This is a genomic window from Zoogloea sp. (assembly GCF_017302315.1).
Classification (GTDB): domain Bacteria; phylum Pseudomonadota; class Gammaproteobacteria; order Burkholderiales; family Rhodocyclaceae; genus Zoogloea.
This window is the reverse complement of sequence record NZ_JAFLDT010000058.1, coordinates 1-15,288: the sequence shown is the minus strand read 5'-3', so window position 1 is coordinate 15,288 and position 15,288 is coordinate 1. Positions and strand designations below refer to the sequence as shown.

Annotated in this window: 14 protein-coding genes; 7 read left to right on the top strand and 7 right to left on the bottom strand. The window is 67.4% G+C overall.

The genetic code is table 11. The features are described from left to right. Window position 1: 1 nt before the first annotated feature. The 5 genes from ureE (at window position 2) to J0L98_RS15525 (ending at window position 3,703) form a co-directional block, all read left to right on the top strand. On the top strand, window positions 2-478 hold the full coding sequence (gene ureE / locus J0L98_RS15545; protein ID WP_296412698.1) for an urease accessory protein UreE: 477 nt from the start codon (window positions 2-4) through the stop codon (window positions 476-478). Then, window positions 475-1,158 (top strand): urease accessory protein UreF, encoded by a 684-nt coding sequence (locus J0L98_RS15540; RefSeq protein WP_296412697.1) that lies wholly within the window; start codon window positions 475-477, stop codon window positions 1,156-1,158. The genes ureE and J0L98_RS15540 overlap by 4 nt, the downstream gene beginning before the upstream one ends. Before the next feature lies 1 nt (window position 1,159). Continuing rightward, window positions 1,160-2,524 carry a patatin-like phospholipase family protein gene (locus J0L98_RS15535; protein ID WP_296412695.1) on the top strand — a complete coding sequence of 455 codons (1,365 nt, stop codon included), beginning with the start codon at window positions 1,160-1,162 and terminating at the stop codon, window positions 2,522-2,524. Next, the gene (gene ureG, locus J0L98_RS15530; RefSeq protein ID WP_296404739.1) at window positions 2,521-3,135 is read left to right on the top strand and encodes an urease accessory protein UreG; all 615 of its coding nucleotides are present in this window, start codon (window positions 2,521-2,523) and stop codon (window positions 3,133-3,135) included. The genes J0L98_RS15535 and ureG overlap by 4 nt, the downstream gene beginning before the upstream one ends. Window positions 3,136-3,256: 121 nt before the next feature. Continuing rightward, a complete protein-coding gene (locus tag J0L98_RS15525; RefSeq protein ID WP_296404737.1) occupies window positions 3,257-3,703 on the top strand; it encodes a MaoC family dehydratase in 447 nt (148 codons plus the stop codon). Window positions 3,704-3,774: 71 nt separating this feature from the next. Here the strand turns inward: J0L98_RS15525 and J0L98_RS15520 are convergent, their stop codons facing one another. Then, a complete protein-coding gene (locus tag J0L98_RS15520; RefSeq protein ID WP_296412694.1) occupies window positions 3,775-4,758 on the bottom strand; it encodes a LysR family transcriptional regulator in 984 nt (327 codons plus the stop codon). Window positions 4,759-4,863: 105 nt separating this feature from the next. Between J0L98_RS15520 and J0L98_RS15515 the strand changes: the two genes are divergently transcribed. Together J0L98_RS15515 and J0L98_RS15510 are read left to right on the top strand one after the other, a co-directional pair. Continuing rightward, window positions 4,864-5,565 (top strand): pirin family protein, encoded by a 702-nt coding sequence (locus tag J0L98_RS15515; protein WP_296412693.1) that lies wholly within the window; start codon window positions 4,864-4,866, stop codon window positions 5,563-5,565. A 135-nt stretch (window positions 5,566-5,700) separates the two neighbouring features. Further along, complete coding sequence (locus J0L98_RS15510) at window positions 5,701-7,848, top strand: TonB-dependent siderophore receptor (protein WP_296412692.1); 2,148 nt, start codon at window positions 5,701-5,703, stop codon at window positions 7,846-7,848. A 20-nt stretch (window positions 7,849-7,868) separates the two neighbouring features. Here the strand turns inward: J0L98_RS15510 and J0L98_RS15505 are convergent, their stop codons facing one another. The 6 genes from J0L98_RS15505 to J0L98_RS15480 form a co-directional block, all read right to left on the bottom strand. Further along, on the bottom strand, window positions 7,869-9,950 hold the full coding sequence (locus tag J0L98_RS15505) for a PAS domain-containing methyl-accepting chemotaxis protein (protein ID WP_296412691.1): 2,082 nt from the start codon (window positions 9,948-9,950) through the stop codon (window positions 7,869-7,871). 121 nt (window positions 9,951-10,071) lie between these two features. After that, complete coding sequence (locus tag J0L98_RS15500) at window positions 10,072-12,171, bottom strand: 4Fe-4S binding protein (protein ID WP_296412689.1); 2,100 nt, start codon at window positions 12,169-12,171, stop codon at window positions 10,072-10,074. Between the two features lie 13 nt (window positions 12,172-12,184). After that, entirely contained in the window at window positions 12,185-12,703 is a 519-nt protein-coding gene (locus J0L98_RS15495) for an SRPBCC family protein (protein ID WP_296412688.1), read from the bottom strand. Between the two features lie 36 nt (window positions 12,704-12,739). Next, window positions 12,740-13,381, bottom strand: a complete 642-nt coding sequence (locus J0L98_RS15490; protein WP_296412687.1) for a response regulator transcription factor — start codon at window positions 13,379-13,381, stop codon at window positions 12,740-12,742. Continuing rightward, window positions 13,378-14,826, bottom strand: a complete 1,449-nt coding sequence (locus J0L98_RS15485; protein WP_296412685.1) for a HAMP domain-containing sensor histidine kinase — start codon at window positions 14,824-14,826, stop codon at window positions 13,378-13,380. Before J0L98_RS15485 ends, J0L98_RS15490 begins: the two co-directional genes overlap by 4 nt. After that, a partial coding sequence (locus J0L98_RS15480) for an energy transducer TonB (RefSeq protein ID WP_296412684.1) occupies window positions 14,823-15,288 on the bottom strand: 466 nt, incomplete at its 5' end. The genes J0L98_RS15485 and J0L98_RS15480, both read right to left, overlap by 4 nt.

Here is a 15,288-nt window from a genome sequence, read left to right as displayed (position 1 = left end):
CATGCTCCTGATCGAATCCCTCTACACCGGCGACGCCGCGCCTGCGGCGCGTCTTGAATTGAATTTTGACGCCCGTACCAAGAGCCGCCTGCGCACGCAGCTGGCGGGGGGGGAGGAGGTGGGCCTGTTTCTGCCCCGGGGCACCATCCTGCGGGGCGGTGACCGGCTGCAGGCCCAGGACGGGCGGGTGGTCGAGGTGGTGTCGGCGCCTGAAGACCTGCTCGAGGCGCGCTGTGCCGATGCCTTTGCCCTGGCCCGGGTGGCCTATCACCTGGGCAATCGCCATGTGGCCGTGCAGGTGGGGGAGGGCTGGCTACGCATCCAGACCGATCATGTGCTGAAGACCATGCTCACCGGCCTGGGCGCTGACGTACATGCCCTGTCGGCACCGTTTGAGCCCGAAGCGGGTGCCTACGCCCATGGCCATCACCATGCGGAGCGGGGGGCGACCGAAGCGAAGATCCACCAGTACAAATGAGCCTGCCCCTGATCCGCCTGATGCAGCTCGTCAGCCCGGCCCTGCCGGTGGGGGCCTACACCTATTCCCAGGGGCTGGAGTGGGTGGTGGATACCGGCGCGGTGAAGACCGAGGCCCAGGTGGGTGAGTGGATCGGTGACGCGCTGGGGGGCGCCTTCGGGTGCTATGAGCTGCCGCTGCTGGCGCGCCTGATGGCGGCGTGGCAGCAGGGCGACGACGCGGCCGTCGTTGAACTCAACGCTCACTGCCTGGCCAGCCGTGAGACCGCCGAGCTGCGCGCCGAGACGGTGCAGATGGGCTATTCCCTGGTCCGCCTGCTGGTGGATCTCCCGGCCTTCACCGGCCTGCCCGGCTGGGTGGCGCGCATCAAGGCCATCGAGGAACCTGCCTTTCCCACGGTGTGGGCGGCGGTGGCGGTCGCCTGGGAGATCGAGCCCGAGCCGGCCCTCACCGGTTATGCCTGGGCATGGATGGAGAACCAGGTGATGGCCGCGGTGAAGGCTGTGCCCCTGGGCCAGGCGGCGGGGCAGCGCCTGCTGTCAGCCCTGGCCGCCGCCGTGCCGACGCGGGTTGCCGATGCGTGCACGCGTGCTCCGGAAGCCTGGTCCAATTTCCAGCCGGGGCTGGCTATTGCCAGCGCCCGGCATGAAACCCAGTATTCACGACTCTTCCGTTCCTGACATGCCCAAGCCAACTCAGAAAATATCCGCGAGAAAGCCCGACAAAGCACCGGGTGCGAACACCGATGTGCCGCGCCTTGCCATTGCCTGCCAGGGCGGTGGCGCCCATACGGCCTTTACGGCGGGGGTGCTGGCCTATCTGTTCCTGTCCTTCGAACACTTTCGCACGATTGGTGAGGAGGGGCGCTGGTTCAGGCTGCTGGGCCTCTCCGGTACATCCGGCGGGGCGATCACCGCTGCCATGGCCTGGAGCGAGGCGCAGGATGACAGTTGGGCCGAGGGTGCCCGGAGGGTTCTGCGTTACTGGAACCGCAACAAGGCGAGCCTCGACACCCGGGACAAGCTGCCGATCTGGTGGGGCGAGTACTACACCAATGCGGCCACCCAGTGGGCGATGGGGCTGCAGCGCTGGCTGCCGACGGTGAGTCTCCCGCCGTCGGCATTTGCCTCGTCGCTGGTTCAAGGGCGGATGAAGGATGACATGCGTGCCGTGGTGGGCCTGCCGGATCACGCCGACCGCTTCTTCGGGCGTAAGGGCGTTGATCTCTTCGTGGGTGCTGTGGATGTCGTCAATCCGGGCGACGAGCCCCCGACGGCCTTCCGCACCTTTCCCGACCAGCCCGCCTTCGGCTTGCGCCTGGATGAATTGCTGGCCAGTGCCTGCATTCCCGAACTCTTCATCGCAACCCCCTTGAGCGTGAAGGAAGACAAGGGCACCGAACGCGGGACGCGGGTGTTCTGGGACGGCCTGTATTCCCAGAACCCGCCGATCAATAATTTCTTCGACGGGCGCACCCGTGATTGCAAGCCCGATCTGTTGTGGGTGGTGCAGATCAACCCCAACCGCTATGAAGGGAGCGATGCTGGCCCCGTGAGCCCGGATGATCAGGCCGACCGGCGCAACGAGCTGGCCGGCAATCTGTCCCTGGGCCAGGAGTTGCGCGCCATCGACCGGATAAACCTTATTGCCGAGGAACTCGGCGCTCTGCCCGAACTGCCCGAATCCCTTGCGGCCTACAAGCCGGTGACGGTGAGTTTCATCCGCCTCGGCGCCCGGGACGACGGCCCGCTGGCGGACTATTCCCTCAACTACGCTTCCAAGCTCAACCGCGACCCCGCCTTCATTGACGCGCTGATTGCCGAAGGCATCCGCGCGGCCCATGAGGCGGCGTCGGCCCATGAGCTGGTCCGGCCCCATCAGTGCATGAAGCAGAAGTGCGAGATCTATCCGGACCCGGACTGGCCTTCGCCCGCCAGCCTCGCCGGCCTGCTCGAAGACCCGGAACTGGCCCGCCAGTGGCGTCGGCTCGTGGCCACTCTTCCCCTGTCCCATCCCCAGCAAGACCCCATTGAGGAAGCTTCATGAAAGGCCAACCCCTGCGCGTCGGCATCGGCGGCCCCGTCGGCTCCGGCAAGACGGCCCTGACCCTGGCCCTGTGTCAGGCCCTCCGCGACAAGTACGATCTGTGCGTGGTGACCAACGATATCTACACCGCCGAGGACGCCCAGTTTCTGGTGCGCAACGAAGCCCTCACGCCCGAGCGCATCATCGGCGTCGAGACCGGCGGCTGCCCCCATACGGCCATCCGCGAGGATGCCTCCATCAACCTGGAGGCGGTGGACCGGCTGATCCGTCTGTTTCCCGATGTGGAACTGATCTTTGTGGAGTCCGGCGGCGACAACCTGGCGGCCACCTTCTCGCCCGAGCTGTCCGACCTGACGATCTACGTGATCGATGTGTCCGCCGGCGACAAGATCCCCCGCAAGGGCGGGCCGGGCATCACCAAGAGCGACCTGCTGGTGATCAACAAGATCGACCTGGCGCCTATGGTCGGCGCCTCCCTGGAGGTGATGGACCGGGATGCGAGGAAGATGCGCGGCGAGCGCCCCTTCATCTTCAGCAACCTCAAGACCAATCAGGGCCTGGCCGAGATCATCGCCTTCATCGAGAAGCAGGGCCTGCTGGTGGATGCCTGAGCGCTTGTCATCTCAAAGCCGTCATGGCTTTGAGGTATGCTGCAGAAGCGTCAAGTGCAGACAGCGTTTCGGCGCGGGACGCGGGCTTTCCAATGATCAATAACACGCAAAGGGAATAGCAATGAGTGAGCAGACCAACGATTTCGAAGAATTCTACGGCGCCAAGTTCGAGGATCTGGCCGTGGGCCAGAGCGGCGTCTATGCCCGTACCGTGACCGAGGCCGACATCCTGGCCTTCGCTGGCGTCACTGGCGACTTCAACCCCGTCCACGTCAACGAGGAACTGGCCAGTGCCAGCATGTTCGGCGGACGTATCGCCCACGGCATGCTATCGGCCGGCTTCATCTCCACCGTGTTTGGCACCAAGTTCCCCGGGCCGGGCTCCATCTACCTGTCCCAGACCCTGAAGTTTAAGGCCCCGGTCAAGATCGGTGACACGGTGGTGGCCCGCTGCACCATCAAGGAACTCGTCCCCGAAAAGCGCAAGGCCAAGTTCGACACCGTATGCACGGTGAAGGGCAAGGTCGTGCTGGAAGGCGAAGCGGAGATCATGGTGCCGAAGCGCTGAGCGTTTCAACCATCGTTTGATCCGGGGGGCCGATATGCGTATCGGCCCCTTGCCGTTTAGGGGTTGCGTCATCACCCCGTTTTCGGAATGGGTTCCTTCGGTGCACCGGGAGGGGGGCGGCGCTCCAGCAGCGCCTTCCGTGTCACCGGGTCGGCCAGGCGCGCCTGCCACCAGGCCAGCGCCTTGCCCGCCGGCGCAGGGGTTTTTCGCCACGCGTAGCTGATGTGGAAGATGCGCTCCTTACGGGCGACCGGGGGGGCGACTAACCGGCCCGCGTCGATGTAGGGGCGTGCCAGGCATTCGGGCAGGAAGCCCACCCCCATGCCCCGCAATTGTGCCTCCAGCTTCTCGGTGAGACCCGGAACGGTGAAGACATCCTGGCCGCCCAGCAGGCCGATGGTCAGGCCCTTGCCCCGGGAGGCGGAGTCGGCGACCGCCACTGCGCGGTGGAGGCCGATGGTGGCGTCGTCCAGGGGGGCGGTGGCGCGGGCCAGGGGGTGATGGGGCGCCACGGCAAAGATGTAGCGCTGACTGCCCAGGGGCAGGGCATCCACGCCTTCGGGCAGCAGGGTTTCGGCGACCACGCCGATGGCCAGATCGGCTTGCCCGGAGGTGAGGGCTTCGAGTGTTCCCGACAGGACTTCATCACGCAGGCGCAGGCGTGTCGGAGGTTCGAGGGCAAGGAAGGCTTCGCACAATTCGAACAGGGTGGTCCGATTGATGACGCCGTCCACCGCCAGGGTGAACTGGGCTTCCCAGCCCGTGGCAACCCGTTTCACCCGGTTTGCCACCGCGTCCAGCTCGTCAAGCAGGCGTGCCCCTTCCCGCAGAAGTTCCATGCCTGCCGGGGTCAGTCGGGCATGACGTGAGCTGCGGTCAAACAGCAGCACGTCGAGGGCATCCTCGATCTGCCGCACCCGGTAGGTGAGGGCGCTGGGCACCATGCCGGCAGCCCGGGCCGCCGCTGCAAAGCTGCCGGCTTCTTCGATGCGCTGCAGCATGGCGAGGGCGTCCGGCGTGAGCACATCCCGGGGCGACAGGTTATTTTTCGACATGACAGAATGCCTTCGTTCATATTATTTGAATGATGCCGACAAAACCGGCGGATCGTCCGGGCAGGGGGCAACGCTACACTGAGCTTCATTACAGGAGGTCAGATCATGCTTACCCTGCGTAGATCCGATGATCGGGGCCATGCCGACCATGGCTGGCTGCTCAGCCGTCACAGCTTCTCCTTCGCCGGCTACCACGATCCCGCCCACATGGGCTGGGGCAACCTGCGGGTCATCAACGAGGACCGCATCGCCCCGGGCAGCGGCTTCGGCACCCATGGGCACCGGGACATGGAGATCATCAGCTACGTGCTGTCCGGCGCCCTGGCCCACAAGGACAGCATGGGCAATGGCACGGCGATCCTGCCGGGCGAGGTGCAGCGCATGAGCGCGGGCACCGGCGTGCGTCACAGCGAGTTCAACCATGCGGCCGACGCCACCACCCACTTCCTGCAGATCTGGATCGAGCCTCGCCAGGTGGGCCTGGCCCCGGGTTACGAGCAAAAGTCGTTCCCGGATGCCGAGAAGCGTGGCCGCCTGCGCCGGGTGGCCGCCCCCGACGGCGCGGACGGGGCGGTGACCCTGAATGCGGACGCGACCCTCTACGCCGGGCTGTTCGACGGCGACGAGTCTGCCCACCTGGCACTCGACCCTGCCCGCAAGGCCTATGTGTATCTGGTGCGTGGTGCCCTCACCGTCAATGGCCAGCCCCTCCGGGCGGGGGATGCGCTGCTGCTGGCCAACGAGACCGCGCTGAGTCTGGCTGGCGGACACGATGCCGAGGTTCTGGTCTTCGATCTGGCACCCTGAAGGGCATCGCGTCCAGCGGCTGTGGCAATAGGCCGCAAACCCGTTGCCGCACAAGTTTCTAGAATCGCGCCTTCCGCGGGGCCGGCGGCTGTTGCCGGCCCTGCCATCCAGATTGCGTTCAAAGAGACTTTCGTCATGCATACTCCGCTGCGACTTGCCGTGCTGATCGGTGCCATTCATTCCGGAGGCACCGTCGCCTCCCCGACAGAGGGGGCGCCCGGCCGCAGCCAGTCCCTGCCCGAAGTCCGGGTGGAGGCATCGCGGGAGTCATCCTACCGGGCCGAGACGGCCACGGTGGCCGGCAAGCTGCCCCAGTCCCCCCGGGAGATTCCCAACTCGGTATCGGTGCTGACCCGCCAGCAGATGGACGACCAGAACATGGTCACCCCCTGGGATGCCCTGTCCCAGATCACCGGTGTGCAGGCGGTTGCCAACGACATCACCCAGGGCCAGTTCCATTCTCGGGGTGGCGCCCTCGAAGTCCAGCAGGACGGTCTGCCGTCCACCCTGCCCCTCTCCGGCTATCAGCAGTTCGACCTGGCCCTGTACGAACGCGTCGAAGTGATGCGTGGCCCCGCGGGCCTGCTCCAGGGCTCAGGCTCCTTCTCGGGGGCGGTCAACTTTGTGCGCAAGCGCCCGAAGGATGCCTTCGCCGCATCGGCCCTGGCTTCCACCGGCACCTGGAACAACAACCGGCTCGAGGCTGATGTGAGCGCGGTCGTCAATGAGTCCCGCAGCCTGCGGGCCCGGGGCGTGCTGTCGGTGGTGGATCGGGACTACGTGTTCAATCGCGTCCATGACCGCAAGTGGCTGGGCTACCTCACCGTGGACTATGACTTTTCCCCGGCGACCACCCTCAATCTCTTCGTGGCCAATCTCACAAATGACTCGACCGGATTTTCCGGGCTGCCGACCTATACCGATGGGCGCCAGCTGTCGGTGCCCCGGTCCTTCAATCCCTATCCCGACTGGAACCGCATTGAGTGGGACACTACCGACATCGGTGCCGACCTGAGCCACCGTTTCGGTGATCGCTGGACCGCCACCCTGAAGCTGCAGCGGCGTGATCAGAGCCAGTTCTTCAAGGACGGCTATGCCAACGCCGGCGTCAACCCGGCGACCAATGTGATTGCCAGCTATGCCCGCCGGGAGTTTGTCTATGACTACGTGCATGAGGCCGTGGATGCCTACGCTGGCGGTCCGTTCAGCCTGTTGGGGCGCGAGCACAGCGTGCTGGTGGGGGCCAACTTCAGCAGCTTCGACAGCCGCGGCCGGGGTGCCAATCCGAACTCGCCGGGCAGTTCCAGCCTGACCTACACCAACGTGTTCCTCGCCGACCCCCCGGCCGTGCCCGAGCCCCAGGTGACTTATCGCACCGGCAGCCACGGCGTAACCACCCAGACCGGTCTTTATGGACGCCTGACGCTCAATCTGGCCGACCCGCTGAAGCTCATTCTGGGCGCCCGCTTCTCGGACTACACCTACAAGTCCCGTACGACAGCCCCCAACCCCACACCCACGGCATGGGCGCGCGGCGCGCGGGCTGAGGGCGAGTTCACGCCCTATGCTGGGCTCACCTGGGACCTGAGTCGCCAAGTCACCCTCTACGCCAGCTACGCCGACATCTTCGTACCCCAGACCCAGAAGCGGGTGGACAACAGCGTTCTCGACCCGCGGGTCGGGCGTCAGTACGAGATTGGTGCCAAGGCCGGGTTGCTGGATGAGCGCCTGTCCGTCAATGCCTCGGTGTTCAACATCCGCGACACCAACCGGGCCCTGGCCGATACGGCCAATCCGGGCTACTTCACCACCGCTGGCGAGCTGGAGAGCAAGGGCCGCGAGCTGGAGCTGGTGGGGCAGATCATGCCGCGCTGGGACGTCTCGGCCGGCTACACCTGGATGGACACGCGCTGGGTGAACAACGGCGCCAGCACCGGTCTGCCGGTGAGCTTCTGGTACCCGAAGGAACTGCTCAAGCTGTGGTCCCGCTACCGCTTCGCCGACAGCGGCCCCTTGCGCGGTTTCAGCATCGGGTTCGGCCTCCAGGGGCAGGGAACGAGTGCCAGCGGGGCAGCCACCCCCACGGTGGCGGCCCGGACCCAGAACGCCTACACGGTGTACAAGCTGCAGGTGGGCTACGCCATCGACCGCAACTGGTCGGCGACCCTGGACGTCAACAATGTCTTCGACAGCGACTACTACACCCGGCTGGGCGGCACCAATACCTACAACTTCTACGGCGATCCGCGCAACGTGGTGCTGACCCTGCGGGCCCGTTACTGAGCGAAGGATGGCAGGGGCGCTCAGGCCTTGAACTGGGCGGCCAGTTCGCCCAGGCGGGTGGCCAGGATGCCCACTTGACGGGCTTCCTCGGCCGAGCGGCGGGCCATGTCGGCGTCGCACTGGGCGCTCCGGGCGATGCTCTCCATCTGCCCGGCGATGTCGCGGGTGGCAAGGCCGTTGGCGGCCAGTGCGTCCTCGATGGCGTGCACGGCCTGGCCGGCCCGGGCGACTGTCGATTCCACCGATCCGGCAATCTGACCGGCCTCAAGGGCCTTGCGGGCACCCTCGCCCACGTCCTTGCTGCCGGTGGCCACTTCCCCGGCCACGGCAGCACTCAGGCTCTGGATGCGCTGGATCATGGTGGCGATCTCCTGGGTCGAGTTGCCGGTGCGTTCGGCAAGCTTGCGCACTTCATCGGCCACCACCGCAAAGCCGCGCCCCTGTTCCCCGGCCCGGGCCGCCTCGATGGCGGCATTGAGGGCCAGCAGATTGGTCTGGTCGGCAATCTCGCGGATGACCTGGATGACCCGGCCGATCTCGCCGGACATGCCGGCCAGTTCTCCGATGCGCTGTTCCGTACCCGCCATGGTCTTTGCCGCGTCGCTGATCGAAGTGGCTGCCGCCTGGCTGATCGCGCTGCTGCTGCGGGTCGTCTCCGCGGATTGGAGATTGGCCTGCATGGCGTCCCGGGCCTGTTCCCCCATGGCGACGGTGGATTGCGACAGACCCTCCACCGTGCGGGCGATATCGGCCAGCGTGAGCGACTGGCTGTGCGTGGCCTCGACCGTGGCCTGACTTGCCGCGCTCAGCCGTGCGCTGGATTCGTTCAGGGTACGGGCACTTTGCTGGATCAGGCTGATGGCCTCGTGCAGGCGATTGCGCAGCAGGGCGACGTGGGTGAGGATCGCGCCGAGTTCGTCACGCCCCCCCGGTTCGATGACCTGGCTCAGATTGCCACCGGCCACGGCGGCGGCCATCGCTTCCGCACGGGCGGCCTGACGTGCGATGCGTGACAGCAGCAGCGCCGCCAGCAAGGTGCCCAGCACGACTGCGCCCAGGGCAACCGTCAGGCTGCGTTTGAGGGCTTGGTCCGACTGGGTGTTCAGGCTTTCCAGCAGGACGGGTGAGGCTTCGTCAAGGCGCTGGATCTCCTTCAGCAGCAGGTCGCGGATCTCCCGCCACTTGGGTGTTTCCTCTTTGTTGAGCACTTGTCGGGCGGTATCACCCTGGCTCTCCTTGATCAGGTTGAAAACGCGCTCATGGAAGGCGCGCTGCTCGGCACGCAGGCTGCCGATGCGCGCGGGCAAGCCCGACTTCGGACCCGCATCATCCTGGGCCCTGGCCGTCTGCAGGGCCGTGTCGAAGGCTTCGGAGGCCCGGGTGTAGTTTTCGTAGGCTTTCGGGTTGGTCGGATCGAGCATGGCGTTGCGCAGGGCCTGGCCCATTTGCAAACCCTGGGCGTAGAGCTTGTAGTACGCCACTCGCTGTGCCACGTCGCCGGCGATGTGGGCGCGATATTCCGACTCGACCGCGCGGCCCGAGCGCTGGCTGTCGGCCAGGGCGCCCGCCAGCAGGATCATCACGATGATCATGATGGCCAGCAGGCGGCGTCCGATACGGGCATCGTCGATCCGCGCCAGCAGCCTGTCACCCAGCCCCAGAATGCCGGTGCGGAGTACCTTGCCCTCACGCAAGCGCAGGGCGGGGTTGTCGCGAAGTGTCTTGTACAGGGCTTCCGCGGCAACGACCTCGTCCCGGGCTGGTGCCACCCGGACCGACATGTAGCCCCCTTCGGGCTTGGGCGTCACCGAGGCGCGTACCCAGTAGTGGTCGCCGTTCTTGCAGCGGTTCTTGACCAGACCTGACCAGGGGCGGCCGTGCTTCAGCGTACTCCAGAGGTCGCGGAAGGCCTCGGTCGGCATGTCGGGGTGACGCAACAGGTTGTGGGGCTGGCCGATCAGTTCGTCATGACCATAGCCACTGGCCTCAATGAAGTCGTCGTTGACAAAGGTGATGCGTCCGCCTGCGTCCGTGTGGGAAATGATCGTGGCACCCGGATCAAGCCGGCGTTCGATACCACTGACAGGCAGATTGTTGCGCATGAGTGTCTCCAGAGGCTGCCGTCACCTGCGTGTACGGCGCCAAAAAAGCAGGGGGGTCTGACCTGCTATTTCGGTCTGGGCGTGGAATACTTGATGAATGCGGCGAAATATGCTTGGGCGATCAGGGGCGGAGTGGTGCCCGATCCTTTTTCCGCAGGAGCATGATGGGCGCGCAGCGCCCGGCATCGTGGTAGATGCCGACACAGTCGAGGCACTGGAAGCAACGTTCATAGCGGATGGCGCCGCTTTTCTCGATGGCGTCGTAGGCGCAGCGGTGGCGGCAGGTCTGGCAGGGTTGGCCGCATTCCTTGCGGCGGGGCAGCCAGTCGAGCAGGCGCAGCCTGCCCCCCAGGGCCATGGCGGCGCCCAGGGGGCACAGGTAGCGGCAGAAGAACTTGTAGTACAGGCCACCCAGCACCAGCAGGATCAGCGCGTAGGCCACAAAGGGCGCACTGCGGTCGAAGCCGACGGTGATGGCGGTCTTGAAGGGTTCCACCTCGACGCCTTTCTCGGCCCATGAGGGTGCGAATGCTGCCAGGGCGGCGAGGCCGGCCAGGATCACGAAGCGGCCCCGGTCGAGCACGCCGGCCAGCCGGGCGGGCAGCTTGCGTTCGGGCAGGCGCAGGGCACGGGCGAGCAGGGCGGCGAACTCCTGCAGCGCGCCGAAGGGGCACAGCCAGCCGCAGAAGGTGCCGCGGCCCCACACCACGAAGCTGACCAGGGTGAAGGCGATCAGCAGCAGGCTCACCGGGTCGTAGAGAAAGCTCTTCAGCCCCGCACCGGCCACCAGGGATTTGATGGCCCCGGTGATCTGGACGATGGACAGCTGCCCCTGGGCGTACCAGCCGATGTAGCCCAGGGTGAAGGCCAGAAAGGCGAGGCGGAAGGCCTTCAAGCGACGTGCCGACACGGAGATCCAGCGGGGCCGGGCGAGCACCACCGACAGCAGGGCCAGCGCGGTGGCGATGATGCCCAGCTCCGCACCGCGCTCCTTCCAGGCGAGCAGCCAGTCGGGCAGGGGCGCCGGTGGGCGGTAGAACAGGGCCTCCGGTGCCTGGTAGTCGAGGCTGACGCTGCGTTGGGTGAGCACGGGCAGCATCGAGCCCCTGGCCCGGGTCAGGGTCAGCTCGAAACGCACCGGGCTGGCCGGGTCGATGCCCGACATGGGAGGCACGCGCAGCACCAGCGCTGCGTTGAGGGGCGGTGCGCCCTCCGGCGGGCGGGGCGACAGATCCAGGTCGCGCAGCTCGACGGGTGCTCCGGCCTGGCTGAAGGCGAGGCGGGCGGGCACGGTACCGCGGGTGAAGTCCTCGTCGATGTAGGCGTCGCGCCCGGCGCTGGCCACCCACCAGGCGTGCTGGCCGGGTTCGAGGCGGCGCATCAAGTCGGCGTGGCCGGCCTCGCCAAGAACGGCGCGGCCGATGGTGGGCGCATTGAGGTAGGCCACGTACAGGTCGATGAAGGTCTCGTCGGGCCGGGCCAGGGCCTCGGCATCCACCCCGGCGCCGTCGCTACCGGCGAACCGTTGCTCCACGTCGGCATGGCTCAGGTGCAGGCGGCCGATGGCGCCCGAGGCCAGCAGCTCGGCGAAGCTGCGCCGGTCGAAGACGTCGGCCTTCACCTCGGCCAGCGGGCCCTTCTCGGCCGGGGCGGCAAAGCCCAGGCGGGCGCGGGCCACGGCGAGGGCTGAGGTGAGCACGGTCTGGTTGACGATGCGTACCGAGGCGGTGGCCTTGCTCACCCCGTCCAGCACTACCCGGTTGCCGCCGGCGCCGGCGCGGGTGTTGCCGTACAGGCTGGAGACGGTGATTTCCTGCTTGAGGCTTTTGTTGGCGTACTGGGCCAGGAAGTCGCGCAGGGGGCCTTCGCCCAGGCCGGACAGGAACACCGGCTCGTGCTGGCGCAGCAGCGCCACATCCATGAAGTTGCCCTTGCGGTCGATGCTGACCAGCAGGTTCATGGGGGTGCCCTCGAAGCCCGGGATGGGGGCGAGGTCGATGGACTCGAAGGCATAGGCCACCGGGCCGGCTTCGGGTTCCAGTTCGCTGGTGATGGGCCAGGCGGGGATGTCGCGCAGCTTTTCGCCCACGTGCAGGGGCGGCTGGAAACGCCGGGCGATGTCGGCGTGGCTCAGGTCGCCGGCCTGCGCCGGCAGGCCCAGGCTGGCGAAGAGCAGGGCGGCGCCGGATGCAACGCGGCGCAGAAGGCGGCGTGCATCCATGGGCGTCGTCGGCTTACTTGGCTTCGAGCTGCTGCTTGAGGGCGCCAAGGCCGCTGGTGTAGATGCCGGCCACTGCCTTCTTGGCGCCAGCGTTGTCGGCCCCTTCGGCGGGCTTCTCGTCCTTGCGCTTGAAGGTGGAAGACCACTCCACGCGGCTGCCGCCCTTGGCCGCCTTGACCTTCAGGGTGGACACGTAATCGCTCACCGGCAGCGGCGAGTCGATGATGCGGTACTTGAGGCTGCGGGTGGAATCCTGGTGGCTGAGCAGTTCTTCGACCAGCTTGGCGCCGTCCTTGGTGGTGATGGTGCGTACGGCGCCGCGCTTGTCCTTGGTGCCCTTGTCGAGGGTAGTGCTGCCAACGGCGGGGTGCCAGGCCAGGTTGTCGAAGTCGCGCACGGCTTCCCACACCTTGGCCGGCGGGGCGGAGATATCGATGTGCTCGGTGACCTTGAGGGGCTGGCGGGCGGCCAGGGCCGGGGTGGCCGCGGCGATGGCGAGGGTGGCGAAGAGGATTGCTGCTTTGTTGTTCATGGAGCTCTCTCAGGTGGGGAAGGGATGGGGTGAAACCTAGACTTCGATCAGGCCCGAGCGTACGGCGGCCATGGCCAGCTCGGCCATGTTCTGCACGCCGAGCTTCTGCTTGATGTGATAGAGGTGGGTGCCGACGGTGTTGGGGCTCAGGTGGAAGGTCTCGGCCACTTCGGCCACCGAGCGGCCCTGGGCCAGTTGCAGGAAGACGTTGAGCTCCTTGTCGGTCAGGGCTTCCGCGGGGTGTTCCGGGCGGTCGGCGCGGCGCAGGGCGGCGGCGATCTCGGGGTCGATGTAGCGCTGGCCGGCGGCCACGAGGCCCACCGCCTTCAGCAACTCATCGGGCGGGCTGCGCTTGCACAGGTAGCCCGCCGCACCGGCCTTGAGGGCCCGTTCGGCGATGATGGCGTCGGCGTGGGCCGAGGCGATCAGCACCTTCTGGCCGGGCTTGCGGGCGAGGATGCGCTCCAGCGCGGCGAGGCCGCCGCAGCCGGGCATGGACAGATCCATCACCAGCACGTCAGGGTTGAGTTCGGACATCAGTTGCTGGGCCTTCTCACCGCTGTCGGCTTCGGCCAACACGCGGGCGCCGACACCTTCAAGGAGCAGGCGGAAGCCCATGCGCACGATGGCATGGTCGTCGGCCAGGATGAGCGTCAGTGGGGTGTCGGGCAGGGTCATGGCTGGCGATCTTCGGGGCTGGGTTCGAGGCTGGCGGATTCCGGCCGGGCGAGGGGCAGGCGGGCGCGGATGCGGGTACCGCCGCCCGGTGGGCTGCTGACATCGAGACTGCCGGCGAGGCCGACCACCCGCTCGCGCATGCCGGCGAGGCCGAAGCCCGGCTGGCCCGGGGCTGGCAGGATGCCGCGGCCGTTGTCGCTGATCTCGACGGTCAGGGTGCCGCCTTCGCGTAGCAGGCGCACCCGGGCACGGCTGGCCAGGGCGTGACGGACGATGTTGGTGCACGACTCCTGGACGATGCGCAGGGTGGCCAGGGTGACCTCGTCGGGTAGGGGCTGGGGGCCGGCAAACAGTTCGGTGGAGAGTTCGATGTCGGTATGGCGCTCGCTCCAGCTGGTGAGGTAGCTGCGCACGGCATCGTCGAGGGTCTCGCGCGGGCCGCCACCGGGGGGGCGCAGGCGGCTGAGCAGGGCGCGCACGTCGCCCTGCATGCGCGAGGCCACGTCGCGAATCACCTCGGCGCTTTGCCGGATCTGGGGTGTGTCGGTGCTGCGCTGAACAATGGCGCCGGCAAGGGCGGCCACGGCGGTGATGCTCTGGCCGAGTTCATCGTGGAGATCCCGGGCGATGGCCAGTCGGTCGGCCTCGAGGCGCTCGGTGATGGCCCGGGCCACCGCCTGTTCATGGGTCAGGCGGACGTTCTCGCTGACGGCTTCGTTGAGGCGCCTGGCCATCCCGTTGAAGGCGTGGCCGAGGCGGGCCAGTTCGGCCGGGCCGTCGGTGGGCAGACGGGTGTCGAACTTGCCTCGGCCGGTGCGGTCGAGGGCGAGCATCACGTTTTCGAGGGGCTTGAGGGCGTGATGGAGGGCAAACCAGCTACCGATGAACAGCCCGGCGAGGGCCAGCAGGGCGCGGGCCGCCGCGGCGCTGAGGTCGTCCCACAGGTCTACGAGCGCCCGCGAAGGGTCGGGTTGCAGGCGCAAGCTGAGGCTGCCGGCGTGCAACGTCATGGCCGGGATGCCCGGTTCCATCCAGCGGGTGAACCAGGCGGGGGCATCGCGGCCGGCCTTGTAGGCGGAAGGTGGTGAGGCGTAGAGCAGGCGGCCGCTGTCGTCACGGGCTTCGAGCTGATGGGCGCGGATGCGGCCGACCGCGTTGAGGTGGGCGAGAAGGCGCGTCTCCGTCCATGCCGGGTCACCGGAGGCGGTGCCCTGGGCCGATACGGCCAGCCATTGGGCGGCCACCCGGTGGGCAGCGGTGATCTCTTCGGCGATGGCGGTCCGGGCGTCGCGCACCCACAGGGCTGCGCCCGCGATCACGAAAGCCGCCGCCAGGGCGGTGAGCACCAGACTGACGCGCAGCCGCAGGGACGGGCTCCTGACCGCTTCGCCGGGCGTGTCGTCCGTGTCCGGACCGGGGGTCAGGGTGCAGGCGGCTGAGTTCATGCCGGTTTATCCAGTTTGAAGAGCACGGGGACGACGATCTGAAGCTCCCGGTTCTGTAGGGCTTCAGGTGGGCGGGGCAGGGGGCCGGCTCCCGATACGAGCTGGACGGCGCTCTGGTCGAGGACTTCAAAACCGCTCGAGCGCACCACCTGGGTGGCCACGACATTGCCCTTGCGGGCAATGGTTACGCGCACCTGTACCTCGCCCTCCCAGCCCCGCAGGGCAGCCAGCCGGGGGTAGCTCTGCTGGCGCGCCAGAAGGGCCGAGAGACTGCGTCCGTAGCGCTCCAGCAGGGCGGGGTCGAGGGCTTCGTCGGCTGCAGGGGGGGCGGTCGCGGCGATGGCCGGGGTGGATTCGACATGCACCTGACGGGATGGGGCGGCTACGGCCTGGGGGGGCGCAGCGTCCGCGACGACGGGTGGGGCCGGGGCTGGCTCGACGCGCAGGGTCGGCGTGGTGTCG

Coding starts and splice junctions, on each gene's coding strand:
- ureE (WP_296412698.1), top strand. CDS start 2: ATGCTCCTGATCGAATCCCTCTACACCGGCGACGCCGCGCCTGCGGCG.
- J0L98_RS15540 (WP_296412697.1), top strand. CDS start 475: ATGAGCCTGCCCCTGATCCGCCTGATGCAGCTCGTCAGCCCGGCCCTG.
- J0L98_RS15535 (WP_296412695.1), top strand. CDS start 1,160: ATGCCCAAGCCAACTCAGAAAATATCCGCGAGAAAGCCCGACAAAGCA.
- ureG (WP_296404739.1), top strand. CDS start 2,521: ATGAAAGGCCAACCCCTGCGCGTCGGCATCGGCGGCCCCGTCGGCTCC.
- J0L98_RS15525 (WP_296404737.1), top strand. CDS start 3,257: ATGAGTGAGCAGACCAACGATTTCGAAGAATTCTACGGCGCCAAGTTC.
- J0L98_RS15520 (WP_296412694.1), bottom strand. CDS start 4,758: ATGTCGAAAAATAACCTGTCGCCCCGGGATGTGCTCACGCCGGACGCC.
- J0L98_RS15515 (WP_296412693.1), top strand. CDS start 4,864: ATGCTTACCCTGCGTAGATCCGATGATCGGGGCCATGCCGACCATGGC.
- J0L98_RS15510 (WP_296412692.1), top strand. CDS start 5,701: ATGCATACTCCGCTGCGACTTGCCGTGCTGATCGGTGCCATTCATTCC.
- J0L98_RS15505 (WP_296412691.1), bottom strand. CDS start 9,950: ATGCGCAACAATCTGCCTGTCAGTGGTATCGAACGCCGGCTTGATCCG.
- J0L98_RS15500 (WP_296412689.1), bottom strand. CDS start 12,171: ATGGATGCACGCCGCCTTCTGCGCCGCGTTGCATCCGGCGCCGCCCTG.
- J0L98_RS15495 (WP_296412688.1), bottom strand. CDS start 12,703: ATGAACAACAAAGCAGCAATCCTCTTCGCCACCCTCGCCATCGCCGCG.
- J0L98_RS15490 (WP_296412687.1), bottom strand. CDS start 13,381: ATGACCCTGCCCGACACCCCACTGACGCTCATCCTGGCCGACGACCAT.
- J0L98_RS15485 (WP_296412685.1), bottom strand. CDS start 14,826: ATGAACTCAGCCGCCTGCACCCTGACCCCCGGTCCGGACACGGACGAC.